Genomic DNA, 17,533 nt, shown 5'->3' on the forward strand with positions numbered 1-17,533 from the left:
TGAGAAGGAACCCCGAAAAGGGATAAATTGGCCTGGGAATCGAGAGTAAACTTAACCCAGATCGCTGACTCAGGAATAACTTATTCTTGGCCAGTTCCGGCCAATGTTAAATTTATTAATAGACTCTTTAACTTATTGTCCCCTAACCTTTGCCACTGAATTGATAAATGTCGATCGATTTTCGCAATCTTAATACACTTTGGGGTTCTATTTTAGTCGAAACATTGGCCCGTTTGGGATTGAAGATAGGGGTGGTTTCTCCCGGATCGCGATCAACTCCTTTAACGGTAGCCTTGGCAAGACATCCCCAGATTGAAGCTATTCCCATCCTAGACGAGCGCTCGGCCGCCTTTTTTGCCCTAGGATTAGCCAAACAATTATATCAACCGGTGGTTTTAGTCTGCACTTCTGGGACCGCCACGGCTAATTTTTATCCCGCAGTCATTGAAGCAAAAGAAAGTCATGTCCCCTTATTAATTCTAACCGCCGATCGCCCCCCAGAATTGCGTCATGCTCACGCCGGTCAGACTATCGATCAAGTCAAACTCTACGGCAATTATCCCAACTGGCAAGCGGAAATTAGCTGTCCTAGTGCCAATATCGAGCGTTTACGCTATCTCCGTCAAACTATCATCCACGCGTGGTGGCGCTGTCTCGATCCTGTCCCCGGAGTGGTGCATCTGAACTTACCATTTCGGGATCCCCTCGCACCAACTCCCGATCTAGAAATTAACAATTTAGAAGCTAATTTTGACGAAGAAGCTTTTTTTAGCAATATATCTCGGCAAAATATCGCCATTAACCACTCAATTCTCGAAATTCCTTCTTTATCCTCCAAAGGAATTATCATCGCGGGATTAGCTTCCCCGCAAAACCCCGAAAGTTACTGTCAGGCGATCGCTAATTTGGCTCGATCACAACAATATCCCGTCTTAGCGGAAGCTTTATCTCCTCTGCGAAACTATGCAGGGTTAAATCCCCATCTCATTACTACCTATGATTTATTATTGCGGAATCCTGCCATTAAAACCCAATTAACCCCCGATGTTGTCCTGCAAATTGGCGAATTACCTACCAGCAAAGAATTACGGATCTGGTTAGAAGAAATCGACTGTCCGCGCTGGATTATCGATCCCCATCCCGATAATTACGATCCTCTACAGGGAAAAACCGGACATCTCAGGGGAAATATCGAGCAATTAGGGGATTTATTCCCAGATAAAGTCGATAATAACCGAGAATATCGGCAATTATGGCAAAAATTCGACCAGCAAGCCAGATTTAAAATCGATCGCCTTTTGGCAGCAGAGACTAAACTGATTGAAGGGAAAATCCCCTGGCTGCTCTCCCAATACCTCCCCCCCCGCACCCCGATCTTTATCTCTAATAGTATGCCTGTTCGCTATGCCGAATTTTTTAACCCGCCTAGCGATCGCCAAATTCGTCCCTATTTTAATCGCGGGGCCAATGGCATCGACGGCAACCTCTCCACTGCTATAGGAATAGCTTATAAAAATGTCCCTAGTCTGCTATTAACGGGAGATTTAGCCCTATTACACGACACAAATGGTTTTTTAATCAAAAAATATTTTGTTGGCTCCTTGACCATAATTTTAATCAATAACAAGGGGGGAGGCATTTTCCAGATGTTGCCGATCGCCAAATTTGACCCTCCCTTTGAAGAATTTTTTGCCACTCCCCAAAATATCGACTTTTGCCAACTCTGTCGCACCTACGGTATCGATTACCATTTAATCAGCGATTGGACTGATTTTGAGCAAAAAATCGCAGTTTTGCCGGAATCAGGGATAAGATTACTAGAAATATCCTGCGATCGAGCTTTTAATACTCAATGGTTCCTCAGTAATTATAGTTAATTGCCTTTTTCGAGAAAGTGAATACAATAGTTGGAAAGAGTTAAAAGAGTCCGATGAATCGACAAAGACGGCAAAAATCAAGACAATTTTCTCTCCCTAGATATTCTATCTTTCCCCTGGAACAATGGCGATGGGGAGTGACTTCTTTGGTGATTAGCTTGGTCTTGTCCCTAATGATTTTAAAACTGAATACCTCTAGTCTCTCCACTGCCACCATAAATATTTTTAATCCCTCCACTGTGGGGGAGAATTTAGCCGGTAAGAGTCTAGATGAGTTAGAAAAGCAGAAAATCGCCGAATTTTTGCAAATTGCCCCGCCAGAAACCGAATTAACCCTCGATCGCACTCCCTTGTTTATTCTCCACGATACAGCTTGGAGTATGACTGCGGGTAACATCGAAGAACAGAAAAAATATGCTCGCGGTCCGATGAAATTGGGTCCGAATGTTTACATCCCCCGCAAACCGAGTTCTAGGGATAGAGACATTTTAGACTCGATCGCCCGGCCTTTTTTTGAACGTCACCGTCCCACGGCCACTTTTTATGAACAAGCGGCCGAAATGCTGCCCGCAGACACCAGGGATCAATTAGTGCGTCAACTGTGGCAACTTACCCCAGAAACTATCCGCGTCAAGGGTTTTGCACTTGCTTTAGAGGGTGTTCCTTTGAGTACGCGATCGGCCCCTGAGTTAGAAAAAAGGGCGAGAATTTGGTTAAATACGCCTTCAGAAGCCGTTTTTAAGCGTTTAGTCAAACAATATCCCGTAAATTACTTTGATGGGGCAAAAAGCACCGCATTATGGGCAACAGAAGCGATTTGTCAGCAGCTGTCCCACCCTAATTGCGATCGCTTGCGACCGGTTTTTGCCGAAAGAAATCGTCGGGTTATCTCCAGCGTTAACATTGAACTGGTACAAGCGCCGGGATCCCACTGTTTGACCAAAGGACGCTTGCAACCCCTCCCCGGTTACAGCGATTTTCAATACCAACAAACGGCGAAATATTATCTCCTAGCAGCCTTACAAACGGGACAATTACCGCAAATTGTCAGCCATTTTGCCGTGGATAGTTTTCTGATTAATCAAGGAAAATATCCCCATTGTGACCCCCGGGGTTTTGATCTACAACGTCTCTACAATCTCATCAGTCAAGCTTTGGGTTATGACCCCGGCACTGTTTATGGTATCGTTCCCCGTTACGGCACAAATATTATAGCTGGTGATAATATTTGGTGGCATAATCAAGTTTTTGACGCGGCCAATTTATCCACAACTTTAAATTAGACCTGATCATTTAGAAATGTCCACTTCTCCCAAAGCTTCTAGATAGGTAATCGCCGCTTCTAAAGGAGAATCGTAGCTATATGAAAACTCCTCAAACCAGCGTCCTTCATCCGATTTGGCATCTAATTTATCTAACCATTGCTTCGCCTTTCTAGTTAAAGCTTGTCGCTTGCGCTGCTGTTTTAATGCCGCTGCTTTTTCTTTTTCCGCTGCCTCCTGTTGTTGCCTTTCTTGGTTTTCTAAGGCTAAAGCTTTTAAAAGCGCATCGGTAGCAGAATCGCTGGCATAATTAACCTTAAATTCGTCTGGGTAACGATCTTTTTCTTGGTGAGAAGAAGGGGACGGCATCGGTTTTTCCTGATCCCGTTTCTGGTATTCTGCCTTCATTTGTGCCAGTAAATCTTCTATTTCTCCCATAATGGTCAAGTTAGAAAGTAAAAAGTTAAAAAGCGGGTTTACTTATTTTTCCAAACGCACTAGATACCATTGTAAATAACCCTCCTCACTCAGGTCCAACTCGCAGTAATTATCGCGCAGATAGAGAGCTTTTTCCTCAAAACTAGAGAATTTCGCCAATTGTCGGGGACAAATCTCCGGTTTTGCGGTGATTAAATCTTTTAACTTATCCCGCAACTGGTCGGGAGTCTGGAATTGTTCGGGTTGATCGGCCTCGAGGACAAGAAAATAGTCCCCTTGATACATAATAGAATCGGGCATCGCTGTTTGATAGTCTCAGTAGGAAAATTTTTTGGCTATCTTTATCACTTTATCGCCTCAACGCTCGATCAACACCACCACTATGACAGACCATCTCACCAATCCCTTTCTCAGTCTCCCTTACGAAAGCGCCATGCAGGACTTGGGGGACCAATACTACGATCAAGTTGCGGCCGCGGATTTTCCCAGTCATATCCTTCGTTTTCGCAATGATGCTTTATTACCTTTGGTGGGAATTCAGCCACAATTAACCTTAGATGAGCATTTTATCGAGGCTTTTGGTAAATTTCAATCCCTGACCCCCTTTTTGGCCCTGCGTTACCACGGTTATCAATTTGGCGAGTATAATCCTTTTTTGGGAGATGGTCGCGGTTTTCTCTACGGTCAAGTTAGGGGTATTGATGGCAAATTATACGATTTTGGTACGAAAGGATCGGGACGGACCCCCTATTCCCGTCATGCCGACGGTAGGTTAACTCTCAAGGGTGGAGTCAGAGAAGTCTTAGCTGGGGAAGCTTTACGCAGTTTAGGGGTGAATACCTCTCGCTGTTTGAGTTTGGTGGAAACGGGGGAAGCTCTCTGGCGCGGCGATGAACCTTCCCCGACGCGATCTTCGGTGATGATTCGAGTTAGTAATTCTCATATTCGTTTCGGGACTTTTGAGCGTTTATTTCATATTAAACGTAGTGATTTAATTAAAAGACTCCTCGATCATGTGATTATTTATTATTATCCTGAAATCGATCCCCAAGATAGCGATCGCTATTTAAAATTTTACGCCGCTTTGATTGAAAGAACCGCTAAATTAGCAGCCCAATGGATGGCTGCAGGTTTTTGTCATGGGGTTCTCAATACCGATAATATGTCAATTACTGGGGAAAGTTTCGATTATGGTCCCTACGCTTTTATTCCTTCCTATAACCCCCAATTTACGGCGGCCTATTTCGACTACGGTGGCCGTTATAGTTATGGCAATCAGCCTTTTATCTGTCGCTTAAATCTAGAGTTACTGCAATCTCCCCTGGCCATGGTTGTCTCCTTGTTAGAGTTAGATATGGCTTTGGCTAACTATGACCAGCATTACAATTTTTATTATCAAAAAATGATGCTCAAAAAGTTAGGTTTTGAGGATATTTTTACTCCAGAATCTGCTTTACTGGTCAGCAAAACTGTGGAAGTTCTCCAAGAAACCAGCCTCGGTTATCATGACTTTTTCTATCAATTAAGTGAACAATTTAATTACGGTTGGCCAGAAAATAGTTCTCTAATTCTTGAAAATATGGATTTACCAAAAGCTGATTGGCAACGTTGGCGAGAATTATATAGTTTGGTCTTAAATCAATTACCCTCAGATTCTTTGGCTCAAATCGGCGATACCTTAACGCATTATAATCCTAAAACTGCTTTACTTAGACCGCTAATCGAATCGGTCTGGGAAGCCATTACCTATAAAGATGATTGGCAACCTTTCCAAGAATTAGTGATAAAATTACAAAATAAACAGTAATTAAGTAATAAGTAGTGGTGCAAAGTTAATTTCTTGGTTAGAATAGGCAAGAGGTAGTTAAATATGTGTAATTAATTATCTCTAGCTACTTATTTAGGTCATTTCCTGAAATGCGTTGGACAAAAATTGACCAGACTTGGCGATCAATGTTTTCTCTCCAACCATTGAGAGTTGTCAAAATAATAGTAAAATTTTGTGACAAAGTGCAGTCATATCTAAGAATCTTTGCTAAAATTCTGGAAGGATTCTGTGATCAGTATCCTTAAAGGAGATTGTTTGCAGTACCCTAGTAGATATCCGAACAAACGGTTAAGGGTTTTAATCATCAAGGTCGGGGATTATGAAAATCTATCAAATTTTATTCCAATCCCGACTTCTAATTCTTCCAGTTTGGTAATAAGTTGAAACTAGCTCAATATAATCTTTAAAATCATCATTTTCAACCACAATACGATTCACTGATTGCCAGTCAATTTCTGCCCTAGATTTTGCTGGTAAAAATATCTCACTTTCAGAAGGGTTTTCCGTATCTAGAATAATGACTCCAATTCCATGAAGTGCAGACAACATACGCAGTTCTTGTTCAATGTTATCAGTTATAGAAGTTGTGACCAAATATCCTTCATTAGCCCAACTAGAATTACTAACTGCTTGAAAAAAGCTACTTCTAATATTAGAGCTATTCAGTTCCTTTTTAACCTCAAAAGACCAGAGCCTGACTCTTCTTCCTTCTCCTTCTTGAACGCAAGTTCTGACCAACTCATGCCATTCCTTATCAATTGCCTGCATTGCCACAATATCAGGATGTAACCATTGATTTCCTCCTGCTCCCCGTTGATTCTTAGAGCGTTTCTCATCAATTCTTTGACAATAAAGCTTGTATTCTATTTTGAGAAAATCAATTAAAAATGGATAAAGTTCTAGTTCTGATAAAACTTTTGTGGACGGAACAGATTGCACAAAAATTTCTTCTTCTAACTCACTATCTTCGTTGTTATTTTGAGAGACAGTAAAGTAGGAATAATCTTGATCAATCAATTTTTCAGGATCATACCAGTAAATTCTTGGACGAGGTTTATCCTGCCAGCAAATATGGGGATCTTTCTTGATAATACTATCCTTATTTGAGCCAATTTCAGCGACAACCTGAGAAATAAAAGCCCTATCGCTGGGAAATCTTTCATTATTTCGCTTTTCCTTATAGTCTTCGGGATACTTTGCAACAATCGCTTCTGCAATTTGTCTTGCATTAAATTTTTCTCCTGGATGCTGCTTTAAAAATTCAGCTATCTTTTGAACTTGAGATAAGTTAGACATTAATCGAGATCATTAATAATATAATGACTAAGTAACACTACTCTCTCTATGCTACTCTATCAGATGATCGCTTTTTCTGTAGCCGTAGGGTGCGTTCCCTAATGCAAGTCATACTGCTCCACCGATCGATTTTTGGGGAACGCACCATGCCCATAGATTAAAGCAAGGTTTGAGGGCCAACTAACAAAGATATGCCCAGAGTTGGGTTAGTCATCTATAGGATTAAAATGTAAAGAGAATAATCACCCATACTTCAATCTAATATCCATCCTATGCAAATTACCCTCAACCTTGATGAATCGCTTCTCAAGGAAGCCTTTCAACTGACTAACCTCACCACCCAAGAGGAACTAATGAATCTTGCTCTACAAGAATTCGTGAGATCGCGCCGTAAGAAAAACCTTCTCGACCTTGCCGGACAAATTCAATTTGCTCCAGATTTTGATTATAAAGCCCTACGGGAAACCGGTCATGTTGCTGATTGACACATCTGTGTGGATCAGCGTCTTCCGCAGTCGTGGTGATCAAGTTCGCCAGCAACTGGAAACGTTAATTGCAAATCGTGAGATTTTACTCACCCGCTTTACTCAGCTGGAACTGCTTCAAGGGAGCTTAAACGAGCAAGAGTGGACAATCCTCTCTACTTATCTCGAAGTGCAGGATTATGTTGAACTCAGGCCTTCTTCCTGGCAAGCAGCTGCACGTATTTACTATGATCTGCGTCGTCAAGGATTGACTGTTCGCAGCCCAATTGATTGCTGTATTGCTCAAGCGGCACTAGAAAATGATCTGCTTCTGATTCACAACGACCGTGATTTTGAAACCATTGCTCAAGTGCGATCTCTTCAAAATCTCCGTTTTCAGCCGTAGGGTGCGTTCCCTAATCTGACTCCTACTGCTCCACTGATCGATTTTTGGGAACGCACCATGCCCATGTATTGAAGCTGTGAGTTTAAGTGCGATGCTGAAGGCACTGGGTAGCAGTACGCCATCGCTGTAGCAACGTGGAGGCTAGAATATATTAAGCCCTATACGTTAGATGTTGTCTATGACTGAACGACTTGAGCAGGCGATCGCCCAATTACAAACCTTGTCAACCGATCAACAGGACGCGATCGCAACCCTAATTTTGGCAGAACTCGAAGAAGAAAAGCGATGGAATGACTCCTTTACCCGCTCACCAAACTTGCTGGCTAAACTAGCAGCCGAAGCAATGGCAGAACATCGATTGGGCAAGACTCAAGAATTAGACCCAGAAACGTTGTGAAGTCTTGTACCACTGCTCGTTTTCGGGAGATGTTTGCAGATCTTCCAAAACCGATTCAAGAGCAGACCCGTAAAGCGTATCGGCAATTCAAAGAAGACCCAAGCTATCCCAGCTTGCGATTCAAGAAAGTCCATCCACAGCTGCCCATCTATTCTGCACGCATCAATAGGGATTATCGTGCTGTCGGTCAATTAGAGGATGATACGGTGATTTGGTTCTGGGTTGGTTCCCATGCAGAGTACGATATGCTGCTGGATCAATTGTAGTGCGGTGCCGCTCTGGTAGGCCCAGTTGGGGAATGTTAGGGAAGATTCCCATTGTCGTCAGAAGCGGGTAACGCGACTCGAACGCGCGACATTCACCTTGGGAAGGTGACGTTCTACCACTGAACTATACCCGCAAAACCATCCCTAATCATAGCATTGACCCCCCGACAAGAGCAACTGCTCTAGGCTGTTTTTCATCATCGCGCCGGTTTGTCCAGAAACGCTAAATAGACTCGCCAGCGGATGATCAAAAATATTCACCGTTCAACTTCTTCATCCTCAAAGAGTCAAGGAGCTAGAGATTGTTTTAAATGCCATTTGTCGATAATATCACCGGGTAATTTTGAGAAGTTGGCAAGGTTTCTTTGAAAATGCCTCTGAGCTTGGACAGGAATTTAGGGGGTATTTTCTGGAAAAGAATCACTATAATTAAATAAAAATGGTACGCTATTTTTTCCCGATCCATCCATGACTAAAACCCGGGGCATTTGCGCCCCACCTTCGCGCCAAGCTTCGATCGCTTCTTTCTGTAAAACTAATCCGCCTCCCTGTTCTTTTAAAGTTTCTGCTAATAGTCTTTGTGCCTCAGCTTTCCCTTTAGCGCGATTAACTTCTGCTTGGGCCTGTTGTTCCGCTTCTTGGGTGATATAAACGGCTCTTTGGGCGCGTTGTTCTGCGATTTGTTTATCTTCGACAGCCCGAGCAAATTCTGGAGAAAAATTCAAATCTACCACACTGGTATCTAAGACTAGAATACCATACTTTTCTAACCGAGTCGATAGGGCATTATCAAAGTCTTCTTTTAACTCACTGCGTCGAGTAATTGCCTCCTCTACGGTTCTTTTAGCGGCGGCAATTTTAAAGGATTCTTGGGTTTGAGGGGCGATAATTTTAGCGACAATATTTTGGAGGGTGCCTTGGGTTCTTCTAATGGTCACTACTTGCGTCGGATCGAGACGAAAATTAATCGCAAAACTAGCGGATAAATCCTGTAAATCTTTAGTGGAACTTTGGGCGGGAACTTCAAATTTTTGCACCGTAACATCGTAGATATCGACACTAGAAACAAAGGGAGGTTTAAAGTGCAATCCCTCCAATAAAACCCCGTCCTTAGCCTTTCCTAACACACTTAAAACCCCTGCTTGTCCGGGGGTGATAATCACATAGGCATTAAAGGCCGCTAAAATGACAATAGTGACCAATAATCCCCCGATCAGGGAAAGTAAATTAATAGCATCTTTCTGGTTCACAGTTTATACTCCTTGATGAGCGACTAAAGCGAGAATTTTTACTGCAATTGCTTGATTGACAGGCATCACTGACAGACGATTTCCTGTCCTTACTAATAATAATTCATCGGCGGTAAAATTTTGTTTTAAAATTCCCAGGGGCAGCAGTTGGGGAAAAAGGCGCTCGAACTCAACTTTAACCGTCCACCAGCGCGGTGAATCTGGGGAGGATTTAGAGTCATAGTAGGGACTATCGGTATCGAATTGTGTGGGATCGATCATATCAGTTTGCACTACTCGCATCAAGCCGACAATCCCCGGCGGGGTGGTATTAGAATGATAAAAAAAGGCCAAATCTCCCCGTTTCATCTGACGGAGAAAATTGCGGGCCTGATAATTTCGCACCCCTTCCCAAATAGTTTGACCATCTTTTTTTAAATCCTCGATACTATAGACATCGGGTTCCGATTTCATTAACCAGTAATTTAAATTCATCATTTATAGTTGTGATTAATTCAAATAAGCTCAAAAATATTTTTAGCCGTTCCTGTCAGCCCTGTCACCATAGGGTTAAATATAATTCACTTTGACTGCTTTTGTAGTTCTACTCAAACAATTATTGAGAAGAATGTATCTAAAAATACCTTTGTTAGCGGCAATTTTTAAGGACTATGAGCGTTCAAGTCTAGCTATTCTTGGCAACCGTCAGTTTTTCCCTATAGCTAAAAATAATTTATTCTCGATTATTAAATCGATCAAATAAGCTGTAAAATAGGATACATTGCTCTAAAAATCTCTAGCCAATCCATAGATTATCGGTGTTCCAAGCCACTCGCCGCCGTTTAGCCTTATGGTACACTGCCGTCACTGCCATACTACTGCTTTTTCTCGCTACGGGAATGTATTTTTATGTGCGCCATACCCTAGTAGATCGCATTGATGATACCCTCAAACACATCATTGAGGTGGTAAATCGTTCCCTCGTGATCGAATCGATTCCCCCGGATCAAGGACGTTATCGCGTCGATCCCCTCGCAAGTTTTCCCAGTCAGGGTAAATCCGTCGAGGACGATCATATAGATTTGGAATGGTTTGATCCCCAAGGTAATCTAGTTTGGTCAACTTTGGCTGAATCCTTAGATATTCCCCTCCATCCCCACCGTCAAGGGGAAACTATTCGCTTATCCGATAATCGTCTGCTGCGACAAGTAACCGAAAGGGTGGAAATCGGTCATTATGTTTTGGGATATCTGCGGGTAAGTCATCCTTGGTTTGAGGTGACAAAACCGATTAGACAGCTATTATGGGATTTAATCGTCGGAATTTGCCTGATGATTGCCAGTGTCGCTGGGATTGGTTGGTTTTTGTCCGGTTTAGCCATTCAACCAGTAAAAGAGTCCTATCAGAGTTTAAAACAATTTACCGCCGATGCTTCCCATGAATTACGCAATCCGATCGCCACTATCCAAACTAACGTGCAAATGGCGATCGCTTATCCCCAAACTGGCGATCAACGCTTGCGGGTGATCGATCGTTTAACGGAAAGATTGGGCAATTTAGTCAATGATCTGCTCTTTTTAGCCCGTTCCGATAGTGGCATCGTCCAACCGATCGAGCAAGCTGTACCTTTGGATGCTTTATTGATGGAAGTGGTGGAAGAACAGCGTTTAATCGCCGATAAGCAGGGAATTTCCCTCTCTTTGTCGATTGTGGAACCGGATCAAGAGGATTTTTCCTACAGCGATGAAATGTTTACTATGGAGGGAGATTGGGATCAATTAGCTCGTTTATTCACAAATTTAATTTCTAATGCCCTAAAACACGCTTTTTTGCCCGAATCTGAGCCTAAAAATGTGGCAGTGGAATTGGAAAAAAGTAAACGCGATCGACAATCGGTGTTACTGGTACGCGTCAAAGATAACGGAATCGGTATTCCCGAGGCTGCTTTGTCTCATATTTTTGATCGCTTTTATCGTCTCGATCCCGCACGGCAAAATTCCGCCACTTCCGGGGGAACAGGATTAGGATTAGCGATCGCTTTAGCGATTACCCTCAGTCATCATGGACAAATTAGCGTCGAAAGTCAGATCGATCGAGGAACAATCTTCACCGTCACCCTACCGAAAAGCCATCAACGGGAGAAAAAAACCGAAAAGTCAGAAGCTTAACACCTCTGACTTTTTTTATACCCCCAAGGGAATTCGAATCCCTGTCGCCTCCGTGAAAGGGAGGTGTCCTAGGCCACTAGACGATGGGGGCGTGGATTTCAGACCTTTTTAAATATAACAATAATCTTTCTGGGAGTCAAGGGTTTTGGCAAAAAATTTTTTTATCCCGCCCTTGCACAATAGGATAGTCTAAATGAAGATGTTATCGCCGAAAATCCATGGCTGCCGATCCCTATAAAAGCCGACTGTTCAACCTGATCAACCGTCGTTTGATCCGTCTGAAAGATAACCTCGGCCGCGTCTCCCGTCGCGGTCAAAATGCGATCGCTCTTGCCCTGCAAATAGCCCTCTATCCCGTCTATTTGCTGGTACAATCCCTGCGGATGACGGCTAATCAATTGGGGAACAGCCTCCAGAAACAATTATCACCCCCCGGCAAGGATGGAACCGATGCGATCGAAGAATTTCTACAGAGCTTATCCGACCGAGAAACGCCATTTATTGGCATAGCAGCCGATCTAGAGGATCAAGCTTTAGTTTTCGTCACTAACGATCACCAGACTGTTAAAATCACCGATAATCAAACCCAAAGACAAATAGAAAAACAAATTAGGACGGCACTGGCTAACTACGCTCTCGAAAAACGGAGAATTAGGCGATTAAATCCTCAATATCCGCCTTTATTACCGAATTTTACCGACAAAAATCCTGTCTTGCCTCCGATCCGTTGGTTTTGGAACCTACTACGCTGGGAACAACAGGGCCAAATAGCGATCGCCATAAATCTCTTCCAGGAATCCCATCTCGTCAAAACCCCGACACCACCCTCTTTACCACTGCCTAATTTAAATTCTCAAGCGATTTTACAAGTTATTGACGAAAAATTAGCAATTTTCGAGGCTAAATTTCTCGCTATCTCCCCCGCAATCCCCAGCAGTGTTAGCCACACCTCTAACCTACCTTCCGATCTCATTAACCAGTCCCCGACTCTCGAGAAAAATTCCTCCTATCTCTGGCGACTTTATTGGTTAATTTATGCGGCGATCGAGCATTTCTGGGCAAAAGAGAAGAATAATTTAGAATATAGTGCTGATTCACCCGCTTTATCGGCAAAATATCCCCTAAGTCTTCCTAATTCTCTGCTGATCACCTTCAAGCAACGTCTCCAGGATTGGCTAGAAAAACAAACCCAAGCGGATCCCTTCACGATCGGCAAACTCATCCAAGCGGCGATCGATCACTTCTTTGCCTCTGGCCAATCCCTGACATTTTCCGCCGTCAGCGAGCAACCATGGCTAGAATCCGCCGATATCTTGGCTATTTCTCCCCAAGACTCCGAAAAATCGCGCCTTAACCCCGCTTATCCCCTTCCCCAGTCCCCAGGCACACCAGCCGAGCCTTTCATCACAAAAAAAGCTTTTAGTCAAGAAAAACAAAATAAATCTTTACAAAAAATCCCCCCGGCCGCCGCTGAAATTACTCCTGGAGAATCCCCCCCCGCAACCCAATTAGATCCCCGCTACGCTAGGGAGATAATTCAACCAATTAACGAAGAATGGTTAGAAACCGAATCAACCCCCGTCGGCTACGTTAAACACCCCTTAGAACGGATTTTAGAGGGATTAGATGCGATTATTTTATGGGTGGAGGAATTAGTTATTAAAATTTGGCGTTGGTTGCGGTACAATCGACGCATTCCTAAATTACTCAAACGCAAACGCTAAATCGATCGGTTTTGGGTATAGCCGATCGGGTAAGCTAAGACGTATTTAAACTGCTTATTCTTGGATTAGCCGAATCTCCTCCAATCCCTTTACTGTTGCCCCCTGCCTCCGTTAACGACAAAAATAAGTTAAACTAACGGCAAAGATAATAGGTTTTGATTTTTTTCCTTGGCATTACTTATGGACGGTATCTGTACCTTAGCCAATGATCGCGTTTACGATCAATTAGTCGCCCTACTCAACAGCATCGAGGTCAATGGAGGAAAAGATCTTCCTGTTTGTGTCTATCCCTACGATGACAACACCGAACGTATCAAGGCGGAAATTGCTCAACGTCCTAATGTAGAGTTATTTGATAATCAGGAAATTATCGAACGCTGGGAAAATTTCGCCAAGTCGATTTGGGATAGCCACCCGCAAGCCCGCGAACGTTGGTTGAAATCGGGTTGCACTGACCGATATTATCGTATGGGAATGCACCACCGTTTTATTGCTTTTGATAGTCCCTTCGAGCGTTTTATCTACATGGATGGGGACACCTTGCTACTCGATGCCGTTGATAAAATCTTCGCTATCCTAGATAGGCACGATTGTGTTGTTTATGACTTTCAGCATAAAGATCCCACTCATGTCTACGAAGTTTCTCAACCAAAATTATTCGAGGTTTTTTCCCGTGATCGTATCGAAAAGGAGATTTTTTGTGCGGGTTTCTATGCTTCTAAAATTGGTTTATTCGATGGAAATCAGCGAGATTGGCTAGTAGAACAATTGCGAGCAGGAGAAGCAGAAATCCTCTATCCGATGGCTCCCGATCAAACTATCGTCAATTATATGATGATGCGCTCAAATTTTTCTATATATAATCTAGCTCTTCAATTGCCTAAAGAAGAACGCACCGGCTGCTGTGTCACCTCTCCCCATTTTCAGGCTTTAGATAATATTCTTTACGATAAGGGCAAACGTTTGACATACCTTCACTACATTGGTTTATCTTCCTCTCTGTTCACTCGACTTTGTAGCGGTGAAAACCTCGATTTTCCCTATCGAGATATTTTCTTACACTATCGTTATCTCTACGAACCTAGTCAACGTCCTATATTTACCGATAGTCCCAAACCCTATCAACCACCGACCCCAACCTTTTGGCAAAAAGTAACCAGAAAACTGGGCCTGGAAAAATAATAATTAGGAGTTACTAAATCCGGTTATTAAAGACTGATTATTTATTGCCCCTATTGCCTATTGCCTATTGCCTGTCCTGATATGTAGCTTATACTCAATGGATTTAGTATCAGTTATCTTAAGGGTGAGTTAGGAAGTCTCTGGTTTTAGGGAAAAGGGAACGGGCAACAGGGAACATTAGCCAGTCATCCAGAGATGATAGCAAATTAGGTTACACTTCATCTGTAGAAGAAACGCTGTAATCTAATTGCGATGATGGCTGCACTTTCTGTCCTATTTTCGGTTCCGTCCCTGCCAACAATCTTTTAATATTACCCTGATGACGAACAATCACATAGATTCCCCCCATCAAACTAAATAAAATATAGGGGAGAGGTTGACCCAAAACAACCATTAAAATGTTCACCACCAGCGCCCCGATAATCGAACCTAAAGAAACAATCCGGAAAAGTGCCAGAATAACTAAAAAACTCGCCAAAGTTCCGCAAGCCACTAGGGGATTCATCACTAATAAAACCCCTAAACTGGTGGCGACCGATTTACCACCACTAAAATTCAAGAAAATCGATTTACTATGACCGATGATTGCCCCCAATGCTGCCCCGATAATTAACCAGTAATACCAACTTTCTGGGAGAGGATTGACATCCATAAAATATAGTCCTCGTACCAGGGCCACCGCCGCCATTCCTTTTAACATATCAATTAATAACACCGTCGCCCCAGCAGGTTTTCCCAGAGTTCTCAGCACATTGGTGGCCCCGGTGGAACCGGAACCATAGTCACGAATATCGATGCCTTTGCTGTATTTACCGATTAAATAACCCGTGGGAATCGAACCGAACAGATAGGATAAAAGCAAGATAATAAGACTGATAAGAATCGGAATAAGCATAAATTAACCCCAATTTTTAGCAAGAGCGAGCGCCGTTATCAGTGTATCAGCCTGAAGACAAAAAACCACTCACAGGGAACCATAGACGGGAATTGCCGCCCCGCGCAGGTCTTTCGCCCCTTCCCCCGCCAGAAAACAGATCACCTCGGCTAGAGATTGGGGACTTACCCAGTCCTTGGCATTTGCCTCCCCCATCGCTTCCCGGTTGCCCGGAGTATCGATAACACTTGGCAAAACCACGTTAGCAGTAATATTAGTCTGTTTGGTTTCTTCTGCGATCGCTTGAGTTAAAGCCACTACCGCCGCTTTCGAGGCACAATAGGCGGCCAAATTTGCCCCCGGTTGTACGGCGCCACGAGAACCGATAGTGACTATACGACCATAATTATGAAGTTTCATCGAGCGTAAACAGTGTTTACACAGTAAAAAAGTGCTATGGAGGTTTAAATCGAACATTTTTAGCCAATCTTCATAGCTAAACTCCTCCGTCGCCCCCATGGTAAAACCCCCGACTAGATGAATTAAAACATCGACACGACCGAGATCATCAATTAATCTAGCCACGGCAGTTTCTTGGGTCAAATCCACCCTGACAAAGCGAATACGCTCAAATTCCGCCGCACTCAGCCGAGATTTCAGACGACCTACCTCCCTTTCCTCCCGATAGGTCATGGTCAGATGACCGCCATGGTGTAAAACCGCCGGAGTGACTCCTAAACCCAGTCCTCCCGTACCGCCGGTCAGCAATACCCGTTTATCTTTCATATTGATTGATAGATAGTCGATCGCTCCAATTATAGACGATTTAACCGGGCAATTGGGCAATATTACAGCTTTTCTCGCCGGACTAGGATTCCTTCATCGCTTGTTTTTTCTCCGCCTTCAGGTCGCGACTGCTGGCGGCGGCAATTTCCGCATCCATCAGGGTGCGTCCGGTGGCCGCTAGATAGACATCATCGAGACTAGGACGGGATTGGGCCATGCTAAACACGGGTAATCCTGATTCGGCTAGGGTTTGTTCAATTTTGCTTAAAGGATTGCTATTGGCCGTGACGATGAGATTAAGGGAGTTACCCTGGGCGGTATTAACAATCACTTCCTCGACAAAAGGCAGACGAGATAATAACTCTTTCGCTTGGAAAGCTTCTTCCTCTGGGGAAAATTCCCGCACTTTTAAGGTAATGCGATCGCCGCCCAGTTGCTCCTTCAGTTGTGAGGGGGTACCGCGAGCGATGACGATACCATTGTCGATAATTGCCAAGTTATCGGCCAAAGCGTCGATTTCTTCGAGATAATGGCTGGTAATTAATACACTGGTTCCGGCCGCCCGCAATTGTCGCAGAAAATCCCAGACAATCAAACGACTTTCGATATCGAGGCCCACAGTCGGTTCATCTAGCACTAAAACTTCTGGCTGGTGCAGTAATCCCGCCGCTAAATCCAGCCGTTTTTTGATGCCGCCGGAATAGGTCCCCGTTTTTTTGTCGGCGTATTCCTCTAATCCTAAAAGATTTATTAATTCTTTGATGCGCTCTCTTGACTTTTGAGGGGGAATGTGATAGAGAGCCGCTTGTAGTTGCAACAGTTCCCGGCCGGTGAGCATTTTATCGAGGGCGACTTCTTGGGCAACGTAACCCAGGCGTTTACGGGCGGATTTGGGGTTATTCAGGGCATCGACACCCCCCACCTCGATTTTGCCGCCATCGGGTTTAGCAAGGGTACAAAGACAGCGGATCGTGGTGGTTTTCCCCGCACCATTGGGACCGAGTAAACCGAAGATTTCTGCCGCTGCCACGGTAAAGGAGATATCTTTAACCGCTGCTGTCTGACCGTAGGATTTTTTTAACTTTTCGATCGCCACCGCAAGGGTCATAAGCTGATTTTCGCCCACTTGAGCGAGACAATTTTTTTGTTAACTTTCTCGGTCTATTTTAACCCAGATTCCCCACTTGAAAATCTGGTATGGCATAGAACGAGTTAGTTAGGACAGATGCCTGAAGGCTTTACTCACAGCATCCACAAGGTTTTCACTATCATTGATAATCTGACTAACATAGTTTTTCAATCTAGCCCAGAACTTTTCAATTTTGTTGAGATCTGG

19 protein-coding genes and 2 tRNA genes are annotated in these 17,533 nt (G+C 43.6%); 11 read left to right on the forward strand and 10 right to left on the reverse strand.

Going from position 1 to position 17,533, the window contains the following annotated elements:
* Nucleotides 1-167 precede the first annotated feature (167 nt).
* Nucleotides 168-1,877 (forward strand): 2-succinyl-5-enolpyruvyl-6-hydroxy-3-cyclohexene-1-carboxylic-acid synthase, encoded by a 1,710-nt coding sequence (menD, locus tag IM475_RS11440; RefSeq protein ID WP_287727623.1) that lies wholly within the window; start codon nt 168-170, stop codon nt 1,875-1,877.
* A gap of 53 nt (nt 1,878-1,930) precedes the next feature.
* Entirely contained in the window at nt 1,931-3,160 is a 1,230-nt protein-coding gene (locus IM475_RS11445; protein ID WP_287727624.1) for a hypothetical protein, read from the forward strand.
* A 6-nt stretch (nt 3,161-3,166) separates the two neighbouring features.
* Here the strand turns inward: IM475_RS11445 and IM475_RS11450 are convergent, their stop codons facing one another.
* Nucleotides 3,167-3,577, reverse strand: a complete 411-nt coding sequence (locus IM475_RS11450; protein ID WP_287727625.1) for a salt stress protein, Slr1339 family — start codon at nt 3,575-3,577, stop codon at nt 3,167-3,169.
* A gap of 42 nt (nt 3,578-3,619) precedes the next feature.
* Nucleotides 3,620-3,877 (reverse strand): CRR7 family NDH-1 assembly protein, encoded by a 258-nt coding sequence (locus tag IM475_RS11455; protein WP_287658778.1) that lies wholly within the window; start codon nt 3,875-3,877, stop codon nt 3,620-3,622.
* Between the two features lie 82 nt (nt 3,878-3,959).
* On the opposite strand from IM475_RS11455, the gene IM475_RS11460 reads away from it, so the two are divergent.
* Nucleotides 3,960-5,384 carry a protein adenylyltransferase SelO gene (locus IM475_RS11460; RefSeq protein WP_502865607.1) on the forward strand — a complete coding sequence of 475 codons (1,425 nt, stop codon included), beginning with the start codon at nt 3,960-3,962 and terminating at the stop codon, nt 5,382-5,384.
* 351 nt (nt 5,385-5,735) lie between these two features.
* Here the strand turns inward: IM475_RS11460 and IM475_RS11465 are convergent, their stop codons facing one another.
* A complete protein-coding gene (locus IM475_RS11465; protein WP_002799953.1) occupies nt 5,736-6,701 on the reverse strand; it encodes a COG2958 family protein in 966 nt (321 codons plus the stop codon).
* Between the two features lie 272 nt (nt 6,702-6,973).
* Here IM475_RS11465 and IM475_RS11470 point away from each other — a divergent pair, with 272 nt between their 5' ends.
* The 4 genes from IM475_RS11470 to IM475_RS11485 all read left to right on the forward strand — a co-directional run bounded on the left by IM475_RS11470 (nt 6,974) and on the right by IM475_RS11485 (nt 8,234).
* Nucleotides 6,974-7,186, forward strand: coding sequence for a type II toxin-antitoxin system VapB family antitoxin (locus IM475_RS11470; protein WP_002758634.1), 213 nt, complete (start codon nt 6,974-6,976; stop codon nt 7,184-7,186).
* On the forward strand, nt 7,173-7,571 hold the full coding sequence (gene vapC / locus IM475_RS11475; RefSeq protein WP_287727627.1) for a type II toxin-antitoxin system VapC family toxin: 399 nt from the start codon (nt 7,173-7,175) through the stop codon (nt 7,569-7,571). Before IM475_RS11470 ends, vapC begins: the two co-directional genes overlap by 14 nt.
* A gap of 178 nt (nt 7,572-7,749) precedes the next feature.
* Nucleotides 7,750-7,968 carry a hypothetical protein gene (locus tag IM475_RS11480; protein ID WP_043997602.1) on the forward strand — a complete coding sequence of 73 codons (219 nt, stop codon included), beginning with the start codon at nt 7,750-7,752 and terminating at the stop codon, nt 7,966-7,968.
* Nucleotides 7,965-8,234, forward strand: coding sequence for a type II toxin-antitoxin system RelE family toxin (locus tag IM475_RS11485; RefSeq protein ID WP_194016025.1), 270 nt, complete (start codon nt 7,965-7,967; stop codon nt 8,232-8,234). Before IM475_RS11480 ends, IM475_RS11485 begins: the two co-directional genes overlap by 4 nt.
* Nucleotides 8,235-8,296: 62 nt before the next feature.
* Here the strand turns inward: IM475_RS11485 and IM475_RS11490 are convergent.
* The 3 genes from IM475_RS11490 to IM475_RS11500 form a co-directional block, all read right to left on the reverse strand.
* Nucleotides 8,297-8,368, reverse strand: a tRNA-Gly gene (locus tag IM475_RS11490).
* 261 nt (nt 8,369-8,629) lie between these two features.
* Nucleotides 8,630-9,484 (reverse strand): prohibitin family protein, encoded by an 855-nt coding sequence (locus IM475_RS11495; RefSeq protein WP_287727628.1) that lies wholly within the window; start codon nt 9,482-9,484, stop codon nt 8,630-8,632.
* 3 nt (nt 9,485-9,487) lie between these two features.
* A complete protein-coding gene (locus tag IM475_RS11500) occupies nt 9,488-9,961 on the reverse strand; it encodes an EVE domain-containing protein (RefSeq protein WP_287727629.1) in 474 nt (157 codons plus the stop codon).
* Nucleotides 9,962-10,049: 88 nt separating this feature from the next.
* Here IM475_RS11500 and IM475_RS11505 point away from each other — a divergent pair, with 88 nt between their 5' ends.
* Both IM475_RS11505 and IM475_RS11510 read left to right on the forward strand, forming a co-directional pair.
* Nucleotides 10,050-10,226, forward strand: a complete 177-nt coding sequence (locus tag IM475_RS11505) for a hypothetical protein (RefSeq protein ID WP_170915378.1) — start codon at nt 10,050-10,052, stop codon at nt 10,224-10,226.
* A gap of 55 nt (nt 10,227-10,281) precedes the next feature.
* Nucleotides 10,282-11,631 (forward strand): sensor histidine kinase, encoded by a 1,350-nt coding sequence (locus IM475_RS11510; protein WP_287727630.1) that lies wholly within the window; start codon nt 10,282-10,284, stop codon nt 11,629-11,631.
* An 18-nt stretch (nt 11,632-11,649) separates the two neighbouring features.
* On the opposite strand, the gene IM475_RS11515 is transcribed toward IM475_RS11510, so the two are convergent.
* Nucleotides 11,650-11,722 (reverse strand) — tRNA-Glu (locus IM475_RS11515).
* 127 nt (nt 11,723-11,849) lie between these two features.
* Here IM475_RS11515 and IM475_RS11520 point away from each other — a divergent pair.
* Both IM475_RS11520 and IM475_RS11525 read left to right on the forward strand, forming a co-directional pair.
* The gene (locus IM475_RS11520; protein WP_287727631.1) at nt 11,850-13,355 is read left to right on the forward strand and encodes a hypothetical protein; all 1,506 of its coding nucleotides are present in this window, start codon (nt 11,850-11,852) and stop codon (nt 13,353-13,355) included.
* A 180-nt stretch (nt 13,356-13,535) separates the two neighbouring features.
* Complete coding sequence (locus IM475_RS11525; RefSeq protein WP_287727632.1) at nt 13,536-14,537, forward strand: Npun_R2821/Npun_R2822 family protein; 1,002 nt, start codon at nt 13,536-13,538, stop codon at nt 14,535-14,537.
* Between the two features lie 211 nt (nt 14,538-14,748).
* On the opposite strand, the gene plsY is transcribed toward IM475_RS11525, so the two are convergent.
* From plsY to IM475_RS11540, 3 genes are all read right to left on the reverse strand, one after another.
* Nucleotides 14,749-15,432 carry a glycerol-3-phosphate 1-O-acyltransferase PlsY gene (gene plsY / locus IM475_RS11530; protein ID WP_502865606.1) on the reverse strand — a complete coding sequence of 228 codons (684 nt, stop codon included), beginning with the start codon at nt 15,430-15,432 and terminating at the stop codon, nt 14,749-14,751.
* 69 nt (nt 15,433-15,501) lie between these two features.
* Complete coding sequence (gene fabG, locus IM475_RS11535; RefSeq protein WP_002799931.1) at nt 15,502-16,197, reverse strand: 3-oxoacyl-ACP reductase FabG; 696 nt, start codon at nt 16,195-16,197, stop codon at nt 15,502-15,504.
* 82 nt (nt 16,198-16,279) lie between these two features.
* Nucleotides 16,280-17,305 (reverse strand): ABC transporter ATP-binding protein, encoded by a 1,026-nt coding sequence (locus tag IM475_RS11540; protein WP_287658786.1) that lies wholly within the window; start codon nt 17,303-17,305, stop codon nt 16,280-16,282.
* Nucleotides 17,306-17,533: the final 228 nt, after the last annotated feature.

It is taken from the genome of Microcystis sp. M061S2 (assembly GCF_020245605.1).
GTDB lineage: Bacteria > Cyanobacteriota > Cyanobacteriia > Cyanobacteriales > Microcystaceae > Microcystis.